Source organism: Arthrobacter sp. KUASC02 (assembly GCF_059739395.1).
In genome coordinates this window covers 135735-153220 of the sequence record NZ_AP046053.1, presented here as the reverse complement: position 1 = coordinate 153220, position 17486 = coordinate 135735, and the positions used below count along the sequence as shown (strand labels likewise).

Below are 17486 nucleotides of genomic sequence, written 5' to 3'. Positions count from 1 at the left end.
CAGCGCCCCGAGCAGTGCACCCAGCGTGTTGTTGGCCACATCCCTCAGCCCCGCATGGCGCTCGCTCAGCACCAAGAATTGGATGGTTTCCATCCCGGCGGAACAAACCAAGCCGACTGCGACCGCGAGCCACCACCGGCGTGCCGGCAAGAGCAATGCGACAAAAACTCCCAGCGGCACAAACAGAACGACGTTGGCGGCACTTTCCACGTGTCCATAGCGAATATCCGACGTTAGGTCATATTTCTGCAGTGCTGACAAGACCTCATTTACGAAAGTCACCAGGGGCCGGTCCACCGGCGTAGGCCAGAACCCTGTGCAGGCCAAGACTGTTGCGTACAGGGCCAGTAGCGTGAGCAGTATCCAGCGGCGCGCCGTCCCTTTCATCGATTGATCTCCGTCCGCAGCTCGTCCAGCACATGACGGGTGGTTGAATTTGATGTACCGGAGTTGGACTGGATCTGGACGGCGATATCTGAGCTCCCGAATCGCGCAATGAAGTCCTCCAGCCGGCCTCCCGTCAAAGGGCCGCCCTCCCAATAGCTGTGGCACAGGTTGGAAGGTTCGACGAAGGAGCGTTGCTGCTCGGTTCCAAAGTGCTGAACGTAAGTACCGTAAAGAATGAACTCACTGATGTGGAGCTGGGCTCCGACAGCCGTTGCCCACGGCGTTCCCGTAACTGCTTCAATCCGAGCCAGACAGCCGGTGAGCAGCTCGGGGTCCCACGTGACGATGCCAGCCACGTAATCCGGGCGGGCCCCGGGTTCCGGGGCCGGCAGCCCCAAGAGCTTGTGAGCGGTCCGTGTCCACAACACGTGACGGCCCATGTCATCCGTGACGGCATCCGGCTTTTCGTACAAACGCACCGTGCCGTCCTTGAAGAACAGATCCGTGGACATCGTCCGTAGGAGTTCAACGTCGGAGTCGATGATTACCACGGCCCCGCAGCCCAGTTGCCTTGCGGCAGACAGCTTCAGAATCTGTTGAAGGACCCACCCGCGAACAGGAGGCCACGGCCGGCGAAGATTCAGCGCGCTGAACCGCAACATAGCTGGCAGGATTCGAACCCGCTTGACCGCGGCGGCCAGTCCGGCGGTAGGAATAAACCCGTCTGGCAGGAAGTCGGCCTCAGCCCACACGCGCAGCCGGGGCGATGCCAATGAACGGAACAGCTCAAGGTCCCGGCGAGGGACAATCACGTGATGGACAACAGACTCCGCGGTGAATTCCAGCACCGATTGATGCAACCGGACAAAACGCTCGTAGTCGGGCCTGAACGATGGCGTAAGGATCGCGATCGTATTCATCGGACTGCCCCTTTCGTGTTGTGAGCGTCATCGACCCTGCTACCTCCGGTGCCGCGGCCACCCTGGTGGCGGACGGCTCGTTTGAGTGCCCTCGCCAACTGCGGGACGCTGCGGATTGTCAAGAACGGCCGTTCGCATGCGAGAAAGAACGCGTAGGCGGCCAAAAGGGAAGCCGGAATACCCACCGCCAGGAGGATCCAGAACGCCGGGGCACCGCTAAGGCCGGCGGGCTGCACAACATAGCGGCGTAATAGTTCAAGAGCCAGGGCGTGGACGAGGTAGATGCTGAAAGCGAATTCTCCGGTGAATGCCAGAGGCCGCGCGGCCAGTAGTCGGATCAGCCATGCCAAACGGCCCTGGGCTAGGGCGTTGAACAATGCGGCCGCGGCGCCGCCCACAACGAGATCCATCCAAAAATACTGCGAGACAACCCACACAGAACCAGCCAGCGTTGCGGCCGCGACGAATCCCAGAATCAGGACCGCCGCGAGGATGACGCTGGGAGTCGCCAAGAGTCCGCGCCGGGACAACCTCGCTGCGGCCGCGCCGGCCACAAACAGCACCAGGAACGCCGGCGTGAACCGGTCCAATGCACCGATTTCCGGAATGAACTGGCCCGCCACATGCTGAGCAATAGCCAGCAGAGCCACCGCGATCACGGCGACCGCTGTCCTGTACCGTCTGAAGCACAGAAGCACCAGCGGAAACAGAAAATAGATGTGCCATTCAACGGCGATTGACCAGAAAACCCCGTTCGGGGGCGTGCTTCCGATGGCGTCCTGCACCAGCAGAAAATGAACGAGGATGTCTCCCGCAGTCAGGGGGGTGCCAGTCGGGGAACTGATTAGACCGGTCAGGATCAACACAACAGAAATGGCTAGGGCAGCCCAGTATGGGGGGACTATTCGCCAGAATCGCCGGCCAAAAAACTTCCAGGCGCCATCCTTGAGACGCATTCCATGACTGGCTGGTGACAATGTCAACGAAAAACCGGAGACCACAATGAAGACCGAGACCGCCAGGTGACCATAGACCATCCAGTCAGTCAGCCAGGGACCGTTGTTTCCGGGGTAGCCCCCGTAGCTCAAAAGCCAACAGTGGTGGAGCACGACAAACACTGCGGCCAGGGCCCGGAGACCATCAAGCCATTCAACCCGTGCGGCGGGCGCAGTGGGGCCAACTGTCGGAACCGACGTAGCAGAGGTCAGATCTTTCACGAGGCCCCACCTGCAATAATTCGCGCGACCTCGGCCTGCGCCCCTGCCCAGCTTGGTCCCGTATGGGAGGCAGCGCGTATGGAGCGATCAGCCCGATGCGGATCCGTTACGACTGAGCCAAGCGCGCGGGCCAGCTGTGAAGGCGAGGGTGCCGCCCATACTGCTTCGGGGTTGGTCAGGACCTGACGGGAGAACTCGTGGTCATTGAGAACCGCTATATTTCCCGCGGCCAGCATCTCGGCAGCCACCAGGGTGATGTTGGTGAAGGAGAGGGCAAGGCCCGTAATGGTGCGGTTGTATAGCTCGTTCAGTCCGCGTGCGGTCAGCGTCCCGTGCTGGGTGAGGGGAATACCCCAACCCCGGACGCGGGAACCATAAATGTGGATCTCCTGGGCCGGGTGAAGGGCGTGAAACTCCTGCAGCGCCAGCCGCCCCAAGTCATAGCCGCGCCTGTCCGTGTCCGGGCGGGCAAAGAAGACGATGCCCGAGCGTTGCCGTGAACTGATCAAGCGGTAGGCAGACAAGTCGCTCCCAAAAGGGATGACTTCGGAGTCCACGCCTGCTTCGCGGCGCAAGGCGCCTGCGACGAACTGCCCTAATGCGATGTGTGTGAAACCGAAGCGGTAGCTGTCCTCAGCCAGGGCGTAAAGTGAGCCACGGGCGTAGAAGTATGGTTCGTAGTCCTGGATGAAGTAGAACGGCCTGGTCACAGAGCCCGCGGCTATCCGTGAAGCCAACACATGGGCGGTGTCCCAGGAACTGGCAACACAAGAATCAAAACTATCGAGATTGGCCGGGACTGCCTTGATATCGGCCTCTAACTCCGGCCAGTTGGCCCTGATCAGCGCCCGTTGCCTGTCCAGCTCTCCTCCGTGCCGGTCATACAACAGAACTGTGCAGCGGTGCCCGCGTTCTTCCATGCCCCGCACCATCCGGAAGAACGTCGTATGGCCGCCCGATCCGGCCCCCGGGGGCGTGCAGATCCATCCGATGGCTTGGGACTCAGCTAAGGGGGTTCGCTCTGAAGCACGCCCAACTGCCGGGCTGGCTATGTCACCGGCTTCCAATGGGAAGTCCAAGGAACGAAGGTCGAGTCGCTGCTCCAGGCTGTGGTAAACCCGGCGAACCGCTCGCTTGGATGTTTCCTTCAGCCCTCTAGCTCTGGCCCGCGCCAGCACTTCGCGAATATCGATGGCGCTCATCGATTTGCCCCTGTCATGGCATTCCGCAGGCTCGCCACGACGTGCTCCTGCTGACTGACGGTGATGTGCGGGTAGAGGGGCAGCGACAGGATCCGACGGGACGCCGCCTCGGCAACCGGAAAGCTGCCGGATTCCAGCCCCAGCTTCTGCCAAGCTTCAGTACGATGGACCGGGACCGGGTAGTGAACGCCGGTGGACACTCCCGACTGCTGCATGTCTGCCGCAACCCGGTCCCGGTTCTCAAGCCTGACGACGAAAAGGTGCCATACGTCCGAGTTCCCCGGTGCAGATCGGGGCAGCCGGACACCTTCCACATCCGCCAGCAGCTCCTGGTACCGCGCTGCAGCCTGGCAGCGCATTTCGTTCCAGGCATGGAGCCGCTTGAGTTTGGTCAACAGCACCGCGGCCTGGATGGTGTCCAGCCGCGAGTTGCACCCCATCACCTCGTGCTCGTATTTGCGTTCGCTGCCGTGCGCGCCAAGCAGCCGGACCAGGCGGGCGGCATCGTCGTCGTCGGTGATGACTGCACCGGCGTCACCTGCGGCACCAAGGTTCTTTCCCGGGTAGAAGCTGGTGGCCGCTATGTGGCCCAGCGTGCCCGCGGGCCGGCCGAACCGTGCCGCGCCCTGCGCCTGCGCGGCATCCTCAATGATCACCGCGCCGCACTCTTCGGCGATAGGGGTCAGCCGCTCCACAGGGGCAACCTGGCCAAAAAGATGCACAGGAAGGATGGCTGCGGTGCTGCCGGTCACGCGGCGCCGGACCGATTCCGGATCCAGCAGTAGATGCTCTTCGTCCACATCCGCAAGGACGGGCACGGCACCCACGCGTACTACAGCTTCCACACTCGCGATGAAAGTGTTCGCCGGGACGATCACTTCCTGCCCGGGCCGGACGCCTGCGCCCAATAGCGCGAGTTCCAGCGCATCCGTGCCGTTTCCGACGCCTATGCAGTGGCGGGCCCCGAGAAAATCAGCGTACTGCTGCTCGAACAGCTCAACCTCCTTCCCCCCAATGAAGGCGGCTCGCTGCAGGATGTCCTGCAACTGGGGGGCCAGTTCGTCGTGGATTTCCGCCTGCTGAGCGACGAGGTCCACCAAGGGGACTCGTATGTCCGTCGGAAAGGTCATGTTCCGCTCCTTAGTTTCAGTGACTCAGCGTCGCCAGCCTGTGCGTGGTTGCCCGCAGCGTTGGCGGCAGTAAGGGATTTCAGGCTGGCAAGCGATTGCATGGCATAACGACGAGTGAGAAGCACGTACAGCGCAAGTCCCGCGAACCCCCCGGCCACCACGGCGAGGAAGGGCTCGCGAACTGCTCCCGCCACCATCCATCCCAGCAGCCCGGACAGGGCGGCGGCAGCAGCCCTGGGCAGGCATACCAGCAGCATCGCGCCGATCCGTGCGCCCACTGTGCGGCGGACGACGAGGAAGTAGACCGGCAGCACGACAAACCAGATCACCGCTGCCTGGCCTGCGCCGACGCCCGCCAGGCCCCCGTACCGGGCCCCGGCCAGGAGTGCCGGGAGCAGCGTCACGAACCAAACCACCTGGACCCAGAACAGGCCCACTGTCCGCCCGGCTCCGACACACAGGTCAGCCAGCATCTCGGTGAGGATGCGGCCGGCCCCAAAAATGCCCAGTCCGATCATTGCTGCGGCCGCGGCGCTCCATGCCTCACCGTAGAGAACATGGATCAGCGGACCGGACAGACCGACCAGGAGAGCAGAGGCAGGAAGGGCCAGGTAGGCCACGGACCCGAATGCTGCAGGCGCGGCTCCGGCAAGCATGCCCGCTTTGTGGAGACGGCCGAACGTAGGAATGGCAACGGTACGGATCACGGCGGTAATGAGGCTGCTGGGCAGGCTCGCAAGGTTAAACGCCAAAAGGTAGACGCCCAGCTGCGCTGTGCCGAGGGTCCTGCCCACTATGACGTAGTCCAGGTTCAAGGTGGCAAAGACAACGAGGTTTGCCAGGGCCAGCGGCAGGCCCAGTCGGAGCACGTAGGCAGCCTCGGCGCGCCGGAACCCCGGCAGGAAACGCTGGGGCGTCACCCGCCAGTAGCCGATGGTCGTTAGCAGTTGCCCGCCAAGCCTCGACCAGGCCAAAGCGAATGCCCCCCAGCCGTCCAATGCCATCGGAATTGCTAGCGCGAGAGTGCACAGCGCACCCGCGATTTCCACGAGAGCCCGTGGCCGTTGGAGGTAGTTCCGCCAAACCATGGCGGCGGGCACTCCGGACAGGCCGGACAGGAGGATGGTGAAAGCCATGATCTGAACGACAGGTGCCGCAGAAGGATCACCCATTGCTCCTGCGAGTAAGGGTGCGCCGGCAAAGACCGCAGCCGTGATGGCGGCGCTCGTCACCAGGCCGATAGTGAAGATGGTTGGCGCAATCTCAGCTGGATCGCGGTCTGCACGCCCGAGTGCTGCTGTGGCACCCAGCTCCGTGACGTTCATGGCGATGGTCTGCACTACCAGGGCGATGGCGAGAACGCCGAAGTGTTCGGGAGCGAGGATTCGGGCAAGGAGCAGGGTGGTGACGAATTGCAGCACACGGCCTGAGCCGACTCCCACGGCGCCCCACAGAAGCCCGCCCCTGAGACCAGTCCTCACGGTCTCCAGGCCCGCCTCAGCCTTTTCTGGCGCGCTCACGATATGCCTGCTTTTCGCCAGATGGTCCAGCGGACCCTGTCCACCTGGCGCCGGTAGGCTTCGATCATGCCCTGGAAGCCGGTAGGCGCGGCACGCCGTCCGGCGCGGACCAGCCTGTACCGCAGCGCCCTGCCGCGCAGCGTGGACTCCGCCGACGGGCGGGCCAACGTGGCCACGTCCATGAGGGACAGGGACACGGAAACGGCGCCACCCGCGTCGAGGTTCCGTTCCGCCAGCAGGAGCGACTCCCGGCTGACTCCGTGCCGGGCCATCCTGTGCAACCGGGCAGCAGCAGGCAGTTCCGCTGCCAGTTCGGCGGTGGCCAGCACATTGAAGGCGTCCAGCCGATGCTTCAGGTCTACCTGCATGGTGTCGAAGCTGGTCAGGTGCATGTTGTGCCCGTGCACGCGGTAGTAGGCCTGTGCGGGGCCGTTGATCCGGCCGACATCCCAACGCGCGGCAGTCCTGACCCAGTATTCCAAGTCCCCGGAATGCGGCAGTTCGGCGTTGTACGGACCCACTTGGCGCAAGGCGTCGGTGCGCATGACGACTTCCGGGGAGAGGATGAAGCACCGCCCCCGCCAGCATGCCCACCGCAACCACTCCCCGCCGGGCCAGACGGTCCAGCTGCCTCGCCGGCCGGGAGCCGGGATATCGGGCACGCCCTCGTCGTCGTTGAATTCCACGGGCATCCCGTAAACCATGCCTACTCCCGGATGCGCCTTCATCAAGTCCGTGGCCCGCCCCAGCGCACCGGGCGCCAGCAGGTCATCTGCAGAAACGAGTGCCACGAATTCCGTCTCTACGCGCGCCAGGCCGTCGTTGTACGTGGCGATGTGGCCCTGGTTCACTTCATGGCACACGACAGTTATGCGCGGATCCGCGGCGGCCAGCATGCGGGCAACCTCAGCCGACCCGTCCGGAGAGGCGTCGTCCACGATGATCACCCTGGTTGAAACGCGTTCCTGGGACAGCGCGCTGTGCACGACGTCAGCCAGGAAATGCCCGTAGTTGTAGCAGGGCACCACTACGGTGACCCCTGAGGTACCGGCAAACTGGACGGGTTTGGCGCTACGCATCAGGCCACCGCCATTGCGCGTTTGACGGCCCGCGCCGGAACACCGACCCAGGTTTCTCCGGCCGGAACGTCGGCCAGGACGACGGCCCCCATGCCCACCGTGGCACCGGCGCCGACGGCCGTCCGCTCCCGCACGCAGGAGTTCATGCCGAGATACGCGGCCCGCCCCACCCGGACGCCTCCGCCGAGCGAAACGCCGGCCGCAAACGTGGCAAAATCCTCCACCACATCGTCATGGGTGAGGGTCACTCCGGGCATCACCACCACGTGGTTTCCGATGGTGACGTCGGCCGTCAGGGTGACATGGCCCAGCAGGATGTTGCCGTGGCCGATCCGGCATCCCTCCGGCAGCCGGACCGAGGCGTCAACCACTGTGGCGTACCGCCGGTCGGGGAACCCGAGCCCGGCCAGCCTTTCCACTATCCCGGCCCGCCCGCCGCCTGCTCCGACGCAGACCACCACCTTCGCGTCCGGGTAGTTGAGCGCGTCGCTGACCGGTCCCAGGATGTGCGAGCCGTCCATCGTGGTGCCCGCCCTGCCCGGGTCGTCGTCGAGGATGCCCACAACATCGAACTGGCCGCTGTCGCGCACTGTGGCTAGGACTTCGCGGGCGAGCCCGCTGGCTGCGATGAGAATCAGGTCAGCCACGGTTTCCCTCCCCGCTTGCCAGCCGGATGGACCGCAGCACCCGGGACTGCTCGCCCGGCGTCAGCTGGTGGTACACGGGCAGGATCAGGGTGTTGTCCGTCAGGCGTTCGGTGACGGACAAGTCGGCGTCTCCGGTGTCCCGGCCCGCGTAGGCAGGCTGCCGGTGCGCGGCCATGATTCCGCGGCGGGCGGAGATCCCGTCGCGTGCCATGCGCTCCAGCAGTTCCTCGCGGTTCAGGGGGAAAGAAGGCAAAACCTCCACCCAGAAGGACTGGAAATTGCTTGTGCCGTAGGCGGGGTCGCGGACCAGCCGCAAACCCTCAACGCTTGCCAGGCCGGACTGGTACCCGGCCACTATTTCGCGGCGCCGGGCCACAGCCTCGGCCAGCCGGCCCAGCTGGACCAGTCCCACCGCGGCCTGCATGTCAGTCATCCGGAAGTTGAATCCGGCTTCCAGGTACTCCTCCGCCGGGGCCAGGAGGGCGGCATGGCGGTCGTTGGCCGAGACGCTCATGGCATGTTCACGCAGCCTTCGCGCACGGCCCGCCCACTCGGCGTTCCGGGTGGTCAACATGCCACCCTCACCAGTGGTCAGGATCTTGCGCGGGTGGAAGGACCACGCCGCTAAATCGGCGCCGGCGCCGACGGGACGGCCCTGGTACGTGGAGCCCGCACCGCAGGCTGAATCCTCCACCACCGTGATGCCGAGTGGGTCGCACAGCGCCCGGATCGGATCCAGATCCACCGGCATTCCACCTTGGTCCACCACGATCACAGCTTTTGTGGCCGGCGTCAGGGCGGCGGCGACAGTCTGTGCCGAGACGTTGCCGGTTTCCTCGTCAACGTCGCAGAACACCGTCCGCGCTCCCACATAGCCGGCAGCGTTGGCGGTGGCAATGAAGGAGAAGGACGGCACCACCACGTCGTCGCCCGGACCGAGGCCCGCCACCTTCAGCGCCAGGTGCAGGGCAGTGGTGCAGTTGGAAACCGCGACAGCGTACATCGCCTCCTGCGTGGCGGCGAAGGCCTCCTCGAACTGCACCACCCGGGGCCCCTGGGCCACCCAGCCGGAGGCAATCACCTCAGCGACCGCCTCCGCTTCCTCGATGCCAAGCCAAGGCTTCATCACGTTGATCCGGCTCACGGCCTGATCCTGGCTGACGGTCACCGCACGCCTCCCACCCGGGCGGCGGCAATCTCGCCGCGCAGCGGACGCCACCAGTCCACGAGTTCCCGGAGCCCCTCCTCAAGTCCTGTTTCAGCCGCGAAACCGAGGTCCAGCCGGGCAGCGGAGGTGTCGGCAAGGCGTCGGACAACACCGTTGATGGCGCGGTCCGGGCCGTGCTCCACCTGCAGGTCGGAGTCCATGGCCCTCAACAGTGCTTGGGCAAGTTCCAGCAGGCTGGTCTCTTCACCGCTGGCCACGTTGTAGACGCCCTCGCGGACTCCGCTACCGGCAGCCAGGATGTTGGCGCGGGCGACGTCCCTGGTGTGGATGAAATCCATGGTCTGCCGTCCGTCCCCGAAAATCAGCGGCGGCTGCCCGTCCGCAGTGCGCTCCATCCAGCGGACCAGCACCTCCGTGTAGAGGCCATGGACGTCCATCCGGGGTCCGTAGACGTTGAAGTAACGCAGCAGGACATAGTCCAGGCCTGTCATGGCCCGGAAGCTGCGGGCCATTCCCTCGTTGAAGGACTTCGCGGCGCCGTAGAACGTGTCGTTGTTGTGGTGGTGGTGGCGCTCGGTGGTGGGGAAATCCTCTGCCATCCCGTAGACCGATGCGCTGGATGCTGCCACCAGCTTGCCCACACCGTGCTCGGCTGCCGCTTCAAACACATTGAATGTGCCGTCAACCAGCACTTCGAGGGCCAGCCGCGGCTCCTCCGCGCACTGCGTGATCCGGATGGCCGCCTGATGGAAGACGATGTCTTTGCCGCGGGTGAGGTCATGGACCAGGTCCCGGTCGCGCAGGTCCCCTTCGACGAGTTCGATCCTGCCCGTGGCAGCTGCCTCGTCGAGATTGGCGCGGCGGCCGCGGACCAGGTTGTCCAGGACGGTTATCCGCTCAACTCCTGCGGCGATCAGATGGTCGACAACAGTGGATCCGATGGTGCCGGCCCCGCCTGTGACCAGGACCCGTGCGCCCTGCAGCATGCTCATCGCCGTCCCTCCAGCTGGGTTTCGTTTCCCGTGACGGGGACGGACTGTCCGTCGCCGCTGAGGCTGCGGCTTACCGCTTCCAGTACCGACAGCACCCGAAGGCCGGATGCCCCGCTGGTCCGCGCCGGCCGGTGATGCCAGATGCTGCTGGCAAATTCCGCCACCATCTGGCCAAGGGCCTCATGTTCCGGCAGCGCGGGGGACCAGGTGTCGCCCAACCGGTAGGAAATGGCGAAGGCCTTCTTCTCAGCGGGAGAACGGTATTTCCGGTCCAGACTGACGCCGCGGTCGTACACGCTCAGCCGTTGCTGTGGATTCAGGTCATCCCAGACGAGCGTCCGTTGCGAGCCGCCCACCACCATCTGGCGGATCTTGGTGGGGCTGAGCCAGTTCACGTGCACGTGCGCCATGGCATCGTTCGGCAGGGCAAACGTTAGGTGCCCCACGCAGTCCCGCCCGGTGCCAAGCGGATCCGCGCCGTGGGCCGCCACTTCCGCCGGACGGAGGCCGCCCGGCAGGATGAAGTCGATGATGGCAAGATCGTGCGGAGCAAGGTCCCAGAAAACGTCCACGTCGGGCTGTACCAGACCCAGGTTGATCCGCACCGAGTCGATGAACAGGATCTCGCCCAGGGATCCGTCGGCAATCAGTTCACGAATCTTCAGCACCGCGGGGGTGTAGCAATAGGTATGATCGGCCATCAGGACCAGCCCGCGGTTCTCCGCTTCTTCAACCATCTCCACGCCTTTGGCCCTGCTGTCGGCCAGGGGCTTTTCCACCAGCACGTGCTTTCCGGCCCGCAGTGCTGTCAGGGCGATGCCATGGTGGGTGTGCGCCGGCGTGGCAATGGCCACCGCATCGACGTCGACCGTATCCAGCAGCTCGTCGATGGACTCGCAGACCGGAACGCCGCCGTTCGCTGCCGCGAGCTTGACGGCGCGGTCGCGGTCCATATCCACGATCGCGGCCAGTTTCCAGTCGGGGCTCGCGTTGAAATTCCGGGCGAGGTTAGGCCCCCAGTAGCCGGCTCCGATAACGGCTGCCCGCAGCGGTGCGGCGGATGCCATAAGGTCAAGGTCCCTACGGTAGGACTCCTGTGACGATTCCATATCTGTCCCCTCCACTTAATACGCGCCCGCAGGCATGCACATTGCTTTGAAGGTCCGCCACATGATGATGACGTCCCCCATGATCGACCAGTTTTCGACGTAGTAGAGATCGAGCCGCACTGCCTCATCCCAAGGCAGGTCCGAGCGGCCGTTGACCTGCCAGAGGCCGGTGATTCCGGGCTTGATGAGCAGCCGCCGGTGGGTGTGCCGTTCGTAGGCCTCCACTTCGCGCTGCAGCGGGGGCCGGGGTCCCACCAGGCTCATTTCGCCGGTGAGGACATTCCAGAACTGGGGCAGCTCATCAAGTGAGTAGCGGCGCATCCAGCGCCCGCAGCTGGTCACCCGCGGGTCGTTCTGCATTTTGAACAGCACGCCGGCCCCTTCGTTGCGTGCCATCAGGGCGGCGAGCGACGCCTCAGCGTCGGTCACCATGGAACGGAACTTGATCATCCGGAACGGCCGGCCGGCCTTGCCGACGCGCTCCTGTTTGAAGAACACCGGTCCCGGACCGCTGCGCTTGACGATGACCGCAAGGACCAGGAACAGCGGCGAGAGCAGGACCAGGGCCACCGAGGCGCCCGCGATGTCCAGCAGCCGCTTGAGGACATGCTTGCCGCCGCTGTACTGCGGGACGTCCACGTGCATCAGCGGCAGGCCCTCCACAGGCCGCCAGTGAATCCGCGGCCCGGCCACGTTGGTCAGCGTGGACGCGAGCACGAGTTCGGCGGAGTGCTCCTCCAGCCGCCAGCCCAGCTCCCGGATGTACTGGTTGCCTCCCGGCACCGGGCCCGCCACAATAACGGCCTCGGCTCCGCACTTTCCCACTGTCCGGACAACGTCATCGGTGGAGGACAGCACGGGAACACGGTGCCCGTCGACGTCGAGCGTCATCCCCCGCCGGGCTCCCGGGAGGGACACCCCCAGGATTTCGTAGGCCGCACCGGTCTTCTTGGCGATCCGCCCCAATACGTAGCGGACATCCTCGGGCTGGCCAATGACTACTGCCTTTACCAGGAACTGGCCGTCGGCCTGTTTCCGGTTGTACCAGCGGCGGGTGAACCACCGGTTCCCCACAAGAGCCAGGACACCCAGGGGAAACGACGCGACGTAGAAGGCCCAGGCGGGCTCCAGCCGAAACACCACCAGGAACACTGCCAGCACGCCAAAGACCCGGGTGGTGGCAACGGCAACGCGTTTGTATTCACTGGAACCGACGCCAAGGACCTTCGGGTCCCGTGTCCGGTAGAAATGGAGGGCCCCGGTCCATAACACCACGAGGCCTGCGGCCAGCACCGCACCCACAGCGTTGTCCCGGCTTTCCGCAAAGGAGTGGCCGCCGTCGAACCGGATCACGTATCCGATCAGCACCGAAAGAACTACTACCAGGGAGTCGGTCATGCGGAGGAAGCGGGCCAGGAAACGGGCCCATTCGCGGCCGGAAAGCTTGCGTTCTGCCGGTTGCCCTGCCGGGCTTCCGGGGGAACGCCCGACGACGGCGGATCCGGCGGAGGCAGCGGAACCGGCGGGGGATCCGACGGCGCCACGCGGCGGACTGGCGACGGTCCCGGAACTTCCCCCGGGCCCGAGGAATTTCATGACGAACGGGCTGGTCTTGCCCAGTTGACTCATTTCGGCCCCCACACATTTATGGAGGACGAGCGCGATACGCGAGCAGACGACGTCGCCACTGCCTATCCCCCCGACCATTGGTAGGCGGCACCGGATGATGCCTTCCCCAATAAAAGCCGTGGGCCTGTGTCCCCGTCACGAGGGCCACCTACCCGGCTTTGCCCACATGGCGTCGGGGCCATGGACGGGTATTACTCGGACGGATAGCGGCTTGTTAGGTGATGGCGCCGGGAACTACGTGACGCCTCATGACCCGGGACACCCGGGCCTACCTGCGGGCGAGCCGCCGTCCAGGGTCCGGCGGCCCCGCCGGACCTCCCTCCTCCGGCCGGAGCAAGTACTCGGAAAACCGCGCCGTTTCAAGGATGTTGGCGTTCGTGACGCGGTTGCAACGCCGCGGAAACAGGGCCCGGACAAGATGTGAGTATGAAGCGCAAGGCACAGTCACCCGAATCGGCCGACTTGAGCTGCGAAGTTTGCGGACAGATGCCGGAACCCACAAAAACCCGGTTGACCCTGGCGAACATCGCCGTCATGCTGCCGATTGAGCTCCTTGTCCATGCCGCCGTGGTGGAAACGCACCTCCCGTACGTGGCCAAAGTCCTCGTCCTCACCCTGACTGCCACAGTCCTGGTGATCTGGGTGGCTGAGCCTTCCGCGGCCAGGATGCTGAGGAACTGGCTGCACGCTCCTGCCCTCCGGCACCGCAAGCGGCTGAACACTGCACCGGCCCTGTGGCGCGCACGCACAGTGCTGCGCGACGAGCCAGGGTCGCTTCAAAAGATCACGGAGGCCTTGGCCCGGCTGGACACCAACATCCTCAGCATCCACCTCCATCCGGTGCCAGGCGGCGTCATGGACGAGTTCGTCCTGTCCGCACCGGGGCACCTTGGCGAGCGGGAGATTCTCGAGGCACTGCGCGACGGCGGCGGGAGGCACTCCCACCTCTGGCCCACCACGGCCCTTGCCATGGCGGACGGCCAGACCAAGGCGCTGAGCCTTGCCGCGCGGATTGCCGGCAACCCGGATGAGCTCCCACTGGCGGTCGCCGAGCTGCTTTCGGCGAGGATCGTACCCGTGACCGCGGAGGGCCGCGAAGAAACCCCGGCCGTTGCCGACGACGGGACAGTACTTAAGATCCCGACGGCCTGGCACGGTCCCATCACCTTTTACCGCCCGGGTGAGCCCTTTACGCCCGCAGAATCGGCGCGGGCGCACCGGCTGGCTGAGCTGGCCGAGATCCTGGCGCATAGCGACAGCCGGTAGCTGCCCGCAGTCACAATCGGTAAATAGGCTGCCCGGCGGGCATTGCCGAAAAAACCCTTGACAGTGGCAGGGGTCACTTCTATCTTTAATTTTGGGATCCCAAAACGGGATCCCAAAAGTGACCACTCTCCCGGACCTCTGGCCATCCGCATCGCGGACCCAAGATCAGGCCCGGACAGTACGGCCGCCGCCCGATCAGGCCCCGGCCAGCCACAGCACCAGAGTCTTTCCCCTGCCCGCAATCTTCCCCGTGAAGGAGAAGCTGTGTCCCTCCCCAGTACCGAAACCGACCCAACAGTCCAGTCCCCCGAAGGCCAGACCGGCAAGGACGGCGTGCAACGGCGCACCAACGTCCGCTGGAAACTCTTCCTGCTGCTCCTCGTCCTCGTCGCCGTCAACTACATCGACCGGGGCTCCATCTCCGTGGCGCTCCCCATCATCCAGAAGGAATTCAACCTCGCCCCTGAGCTGGTGGGCCTCCTGCTCTCGGCCTTCTTCTGGACCTACGCCCTCATGCAGATCCCTGTCGGCCTGCTGATCGACAAGTTCGGCCCGCGCAAGGTCATGACAGCCTCCTGCGTCGGCTGGGGCGCCGCAACGGCCGCCTCAGGCATGGCCGGCGGCTTCCTGAGCATGTTCATCGCCCGGCTTGGCATCGGCATCACCGAAGCAGGGGTCATGCCCGCCGGCGGCAAGCTCAATGCCATCTGGATGCACAAATCGGAACGCGGCCGCGGCGCCACCATCCTCGACGCCGGAGCTCCCCTCGGCGCCGGGCTGGGCGGCATCCTCATCGCCGGATTGATCGCCGCCACCGGCAGCTGGCGCAGTTCCTTCGTCATCGCCGGTGCCGCCACCGTGCTTATGGGCCTCGCCGTCTGGTGGTATGTCCGGGACAACCCTCGCCAGCACCGCGGCGTCAACGCAGCCGAGGCCGAATACATCGAGGCCTCCCATGCAGCAGAGGATGCCGAGGCCGAACTGGACGGCAGCAAGGGCAAACGCGCCCTGCTCCCCTACCTGAAGTTCCGCTCCTTCTGGGCCATGTGCTTCGGCTGGCTGGGCTTCAACGGCGTGTTCTACGGCCTGCTGACCTGGGGCCCGCTCTACCTTGCCCAGGCAAAGGGCTTCGACCTGAAGACCATCGGCTGGTCCACCTTCGTGATCTTCGGAGCCGGCTTCGTCGGCGAGATCCTCGGCGGCACCCTCGCCGACAAATGGCGGGCAGCCGGCGCCTCGGCCAACCGCGTCATGCGCACCCTGCTGGGAATCTCCAGCGTCGTAGTGGTGGGCGGCCTCATCGGGGTGACCGTCGTGGCGGACCCGACCACCGCCGTCGTACTCCTCTCCGTGGTGATGTTCTTCCTCCGCTGGGTGGGCCTCTTCTGGAGCATCCCGTCCATCCTGGGCGGCCGGACCAACGCCGGTGTGCTGGGCGGCGCGATGAACTTCAGCGGAAACATCTCCGGCTTCGTCACTCCCATTGCCGTCGGCCTGATCGTGGGCGCCACCGGCTCCTACACGTGGGCACTGCTGTACTTCGTGGGATCCGCCATCATCATGGGCGTGTCCGTCCTGATGCTGGACTACAACAAGCGGCTCCCTGTCTAAGCGGCCGGCACACGACCCTGGGCACGCAGCCCTAAGCTAGGCACCGCAGCACCTCTCCCGGCGCCGGGAGCGCACCACCCGTCACGAAAACCCGAATGGAGCACCATGCTTACCGCAGAAGAAACCCAGGACAAGGACCGCCCCCTTCGCGAGACTGTCCGGGACACGCTCCGCACGCGGATTTTCGAAGGGCATTACGCTCCCGGCACCCGGCTGGTTGAACGAGACCTTGCAGCCGAGTTCAACGTGTCGCGGCTGCCGGTCCGGGAGGCGCTGCGGATGCTGCGCCAGGAAGGCCTCCTCAGCGACCGGGGAGCCCGCGGCGCCGAGGTCAGTTCGCTCAGCCCCAAGGACGTGGAGGATCTCTTCGACGTCCGCCAGTCGCTGGAGGTGCTGGCCTGCCGGCTGGCCGCCGTCCGCGCAACACCGGATGACCTGGCCTACCTTGACGGACTGCTGGACGATGCCCAACGATGCCTCGCCAAAGGCGCCGTCATGGAGGCGCACCGGGCCAACAGTGAATTCCACGACGCCATCACCCGGATCGCGGACAACGGCTTCCTCAAGTCAGCCCTGGAACCCCTGCAGGGCCGCATGCACTGGCTGTTCCGGCACGTCAGCGACCTGCCCGAACTGATCCAGGAACACCGGGAGCTCTATGGCGCCATCGCCAGCGGCGACCCCGACCGCGCCGCCGCCCAATCGGCGTCGCACATCGGCAAATACCGCGAACAGTTCCCCGACGACTTCCAGAAAACAGAACCCGCCCTTCACCGGAAGAAAAAATGAAACTCCTTGTCATCAACCCCAACATCAGCGACGACGTCACGGCGCTGATCGAATCGGAAGCCCTGCGCTCCGCCTCACCGGGCACCGAACTGGTGGTCCGCACCGCCGGGCACGGCGTCGAATACATCGAAACCCGCTTCGAATCCCTGATCGCCGCCGGCGCCGTGGCCGAGGTGATGGCCGAATACACCGGAAAGGTGGACGGCGCACCTATCGACGGCGCACCCATCGACGGCGTCGTTGTCGCGGCCTTCGGCGACCCGGGCATGCCCGCACTGAAGGAACTCACGGACGTCCCCGTCATCGGCATCACCGAGGCCGCGCTGTGCGCCGCCGCCCTGCAGGGCCACCGCTTTTCCATCATTGCCATCTCGGACCGGATCCGGCCCTGGTACCGCGACTGCGTGGAGCGCTTCGGCCTCGGCGGCCGGCTGGCCTCCATCCGCTCCATCAACGAAAGCCTTAACGGCATCGGTTCCGTACAGCAGGACTTCAAGGAAACGCTGCTGGCGCTCAGCCGCCAGGCCGTCACCGAGGACGGGGCCGACGTCGTCATCCTCGCAGGTGCGCCCCTCGCCGGCCTGGCCCGCGAACTCCGGGGACAGATCCCGGTTCCGGTGGTGGACGGCATCTCCGCCGGCATCCGCATGGCGGAGGCCGTCGTCGGACTGCAGTCCGGACCGCACCGCGCCGGCGCCTTCGCGCCGCCACCGCTCAAGGCCCGCAAGGGCCTCTCCGAAAACCTCGACGCCGCCCTGGCCGCCGCACAGTCGGCACACACCGCGGCAACAAACGCCGCTTCAACGAACTAGGAGGACAA

General features: G+C 65.3%; 15 protein-coding genes and 1 pseudogene. 4 read left to right on the top strand and 12 right to left on the bottom strand.

The genetic code is table 11. The annotated features are described in order from the left end of the window. Positions 1-9: 9 nt before the first annotated feature. The 12 genes and pseudogenes from AC6JAC_RS00695 to AC6JAC_RS00640 form a co-directional block, all read right to left on the bottom strand. Positions 10-387: pseudogene (locus tag AC6JAC_RS00695) on the bottom strand (VanZ family protein); the annotation flags it as partial. Further along, on the bottom strand, positions 384-1307 hold the full coding sequence (locus AC6JAC_RS00690; RefSeq protein ID WP_051628919.1) for a DUF6492 family protein: 924 nt from the start codon (positions 1305-1307) through the stop codon (positions 384-386). The gene AC6JAC_RS00690 and the pseudogene AC6JAC_RS00695, both read right to left, overlap by 4 nt. Then, positions 1304-2524 carry an acyltransferase family protein gene (locus tag AC6JAC_RS00685; RefSeq protein ID WP_197024952.1) on the bottom strand — a complete coding sequence of 407 codons (1221 nt, stop codon included), beginning with the start codon at positions 2522-2524 and terminating at the stop codon, positions 1304-1306. The genes AC6JAC_RS00690 and AC6JAC_RS00685 overlap by 4 nt, the downstream gene beginning before the upstream one ends. After that, a complete protein-coding gene (locus AC6JAC_RS00680) occupies positions 2521-3726 on the bottom strand; it encodes a rhamnosyltransferase WsaF family glycosyltransferase (RefSeq protein ID WP_028271441.1) in 1206 nt (401 codons plus the stop codon). Before AC6JAC_RS00680 ends, AC6JAC_RS00685 begins: the two co-directional genes overlap by 4 nt. Beyond that, entirely contained in the window at positions 3723-4856 is a 1134-nt protein-coding gene (locus tag AC6JAC_RS00675; RefSeq protein ID WP_043438733.1) for a DegT/DnrJ/EryC1/StrS family aminotransferase, read from the bottom strand. The genes AC6JAC_RS00680 and AC6JAC_RS00675 overlap by 4 nt, the downstream gene beginning before the upstream one ends. After that, a complete protein-coding gene (locus tag AC6JAC_RS00670; RefSeq protein WP_197024951.1) occupies positions 4853-6376 on the bottom strand; it encodes a lipopolysaccharide biosynthesis protein in 1524 nt (507 codons plus the stop codon). The genes AC6JAC_RS00675 and AC6JAC_RS00670 overlap by 4 nt, the downstream gene beginning before the upstream one ends. Beyond that, positions 6373-7455 (bottom strand): glycosyltransferase family 2 protein, encoded by a 1083-nt coding sequence (locus AC6JAC_RS00665; protein ID WP_051628917.1) that lies wholly within the window; start codon positions 7453-7455, stop codon positions 6373-6375. Before AC6JAC_RS00665 ends, AC6JAC_RS00670 begins: the two co-directional genes overlap by 4 nt. After that, entirely contained in the window at positions 7455-8102 is a 648-nt protein-coding gene (locus AC6JAC_RS00660) for a NeuD/PglB/VioB family sugar acetyltransferase (protein WP_028271437.1), read from the bottom strand. The genes AC6JAC_RS00665 and AC6JAC_RS00660 overlap by 1 nt, the downstream gene beginning before the upstream one ends. After that, entirely contained in the window at positions 8095-9270 is a 1176-nt protein-coding gene (locus AC6JAC_RS00655) for a DegT/DnrJ/EryC1/StrS family aminotransferase (RefSeq protein ID WP_028271436.1), read from the bottom strand. The genes AC6JAC_RS00660 and AC6JAC_RS00655 overlap by 8 nt, the downstream gene beginning before the upstream one ends. Next, positions 9267-10262, bottom strand: a complete 996-nt coding sequence (locus tag AC6JAC_RS00650; protein WP_028271435.1) for an NAD-dependent epimerase/dehydratase family protein — start codon at positions 10260-10262, stop codon at positions 9267-9269. Before AC6JAC_RS00650 ends, AC6JAC_RS00655 begins: the two co-directional genes overlap by 4 nt. Then, entirely contained in the window at positions 10259-11371 is a 1113-nt protein-coding gene (locus AC6JAC_RS00645) for a Gfo/Idh/MocA family protein (RefSeq protein WP_028271434.1), read from the bottom strand. Before AC6JAC_RS00645 ends, AC6JAC_RS00650 begins: the two co-directional genes overlap by 4 nt. A 15-nt stretch (positions 11372-11386) precedes the next feature. Continuing rightward, on the bottom strand, positions 11387-13000 hold the full coding sequence (locus AC6JAC_RS00640) for a sugar transferase (RefSeq protein WP_043438731.1): 1614 nt from the start codon (positions 12998-13000) through the stop codon (positions 11387-11389). 426 nt (positions 13001-13426) lie between these two features. Between AC6JAC_RS00640 and AC6JAC_RS00635 the strand changes: the two genes are divergently transcribed. From AC6JAC_RS00635 to AC6JAC_RS00620, 4 genes are all read left to right on the top strand, one after another. After that, positions 13427-14266: an ACT domain-containing protein gene (locus AC6JAC_RS00635; protein WP_043438729.1), complete on the top strand. Its 840-nt coding sequence runs from the start codon at positions 13427-13429 to the stop codon at positions 14264-14266. A 264-nt stretch (positions 14267-14530) separates the two neighbouring features. Next, positions 14531-15877, top strand: a complete 1347-nt coding sequence (locus AC6JAC_RS00630; RefSeq protein WP_028271431.1) for an MFS transporter — start codon at positions 14531-14533, stop codon at positions 15875-15877. Between the two features lie 105 nt (positions 15878-15982). After that, positions 15983-16666 carry a GntR family transcriptional regulator gene (locus tag AC6JAC_RS00625; protein ID WP_028271430.1) on the top strand — a complete coding sequence of 228 codons (684 nt, stop codon included), beginning with the start codon at positions 15983-15985 and terminating at the stop codon, positions 16664-16666. Beyond that, positions 16663-17478, top strand: coding sequence for an aspartate/glutamate racemase family protein (locus tag AC6JAC_RS00620; RefSeq protein ID WP_028271429.1), 816 nt, complete (start codon positions 16663-16665; stop codon positions 17476-17478). The genes AC6JAC_RS00625 and AC6JAC_RS00620 overlap by 4 nt, the downstream gene beginning before the upstream one ends. Positions 17479-17486: the final 8 nt, after the last annotated feature.

Bases quoted from the DNA above. Each gene is read 5' to 3' on its own strand.
- AC6JAC_RS00690 (WP_051628919.1), bottom strand. From the start codon at position 1,307: ATGAATACGATCGCGATCCTTACGCCATCGTTCAGGCCCGACTACGAG.
- AC6JAC_RS00680 (WP_028271441.1), bottom strand. From the start codon at position 3,726: ATGAGCGCCATCGATATTCGCGAAGTGCTGGCGCGGGCCAGAGCTAGA.
- AC6JAC_RS00675 (WP_043438733.1), bottom strand. From the start codon at position 4,856: ATGACCTTTCCGACGGACATACGAGTCCCCTTGGTGGACCTCGTCGCT.
- AC6JAC_RS00665 (WP_051628917.1), bottom strand. From the start codon at position 7,455: ATGCGTAGCGCCAAACCCGTCCAGTTTGCCGGTACCTCAGGGGTCACC.
- AC6JAC_RS00650 (WP_028271435.1), bottom strand. From the start codon at position 10,262: ATGAGCATGCTGCAGGGCGCACGGGTCCTGGTCACAGGCGGGGCCGGC.
- AC6JAC_RS00645 (WP_028271434.1), bottom strand. From the start codon at position 11,371: ATGGAATCGTCACAGGAGTCCTACCGTAGGGACCTTGACCTTATGGCA.
- AC6JAC_RS00640 (WP_043438731.1), bottom strand. From the start codon at position 13,000: ATGAGTCAACTGGGCAAGACCAGCCCGTTCGTCATGAAATTCCTCGGG.
- AC6JAC_RS00635 (WP_043438729.1), top strand. From the start codon at position 13,427: ATGAAGCGCAAGGCACAGTCACCCGAATCGGCCGACTTGAGCTGCGAA.
- AC6JAC_RS00625 (WP_028271430.1), top strand. From the start codon at position 15,983: ATGCTTACCGCAGAAGAAACCCAGGACAAGGACCGCCCCCTTCGCGAG.
- AC6JAC_RS00620 (WP_028271429.1), top strand. From the start codon at position 16,663: ATGAAACTCCTTGTCATCAACCCCAACATCAGCGACGACGTCACGGCG.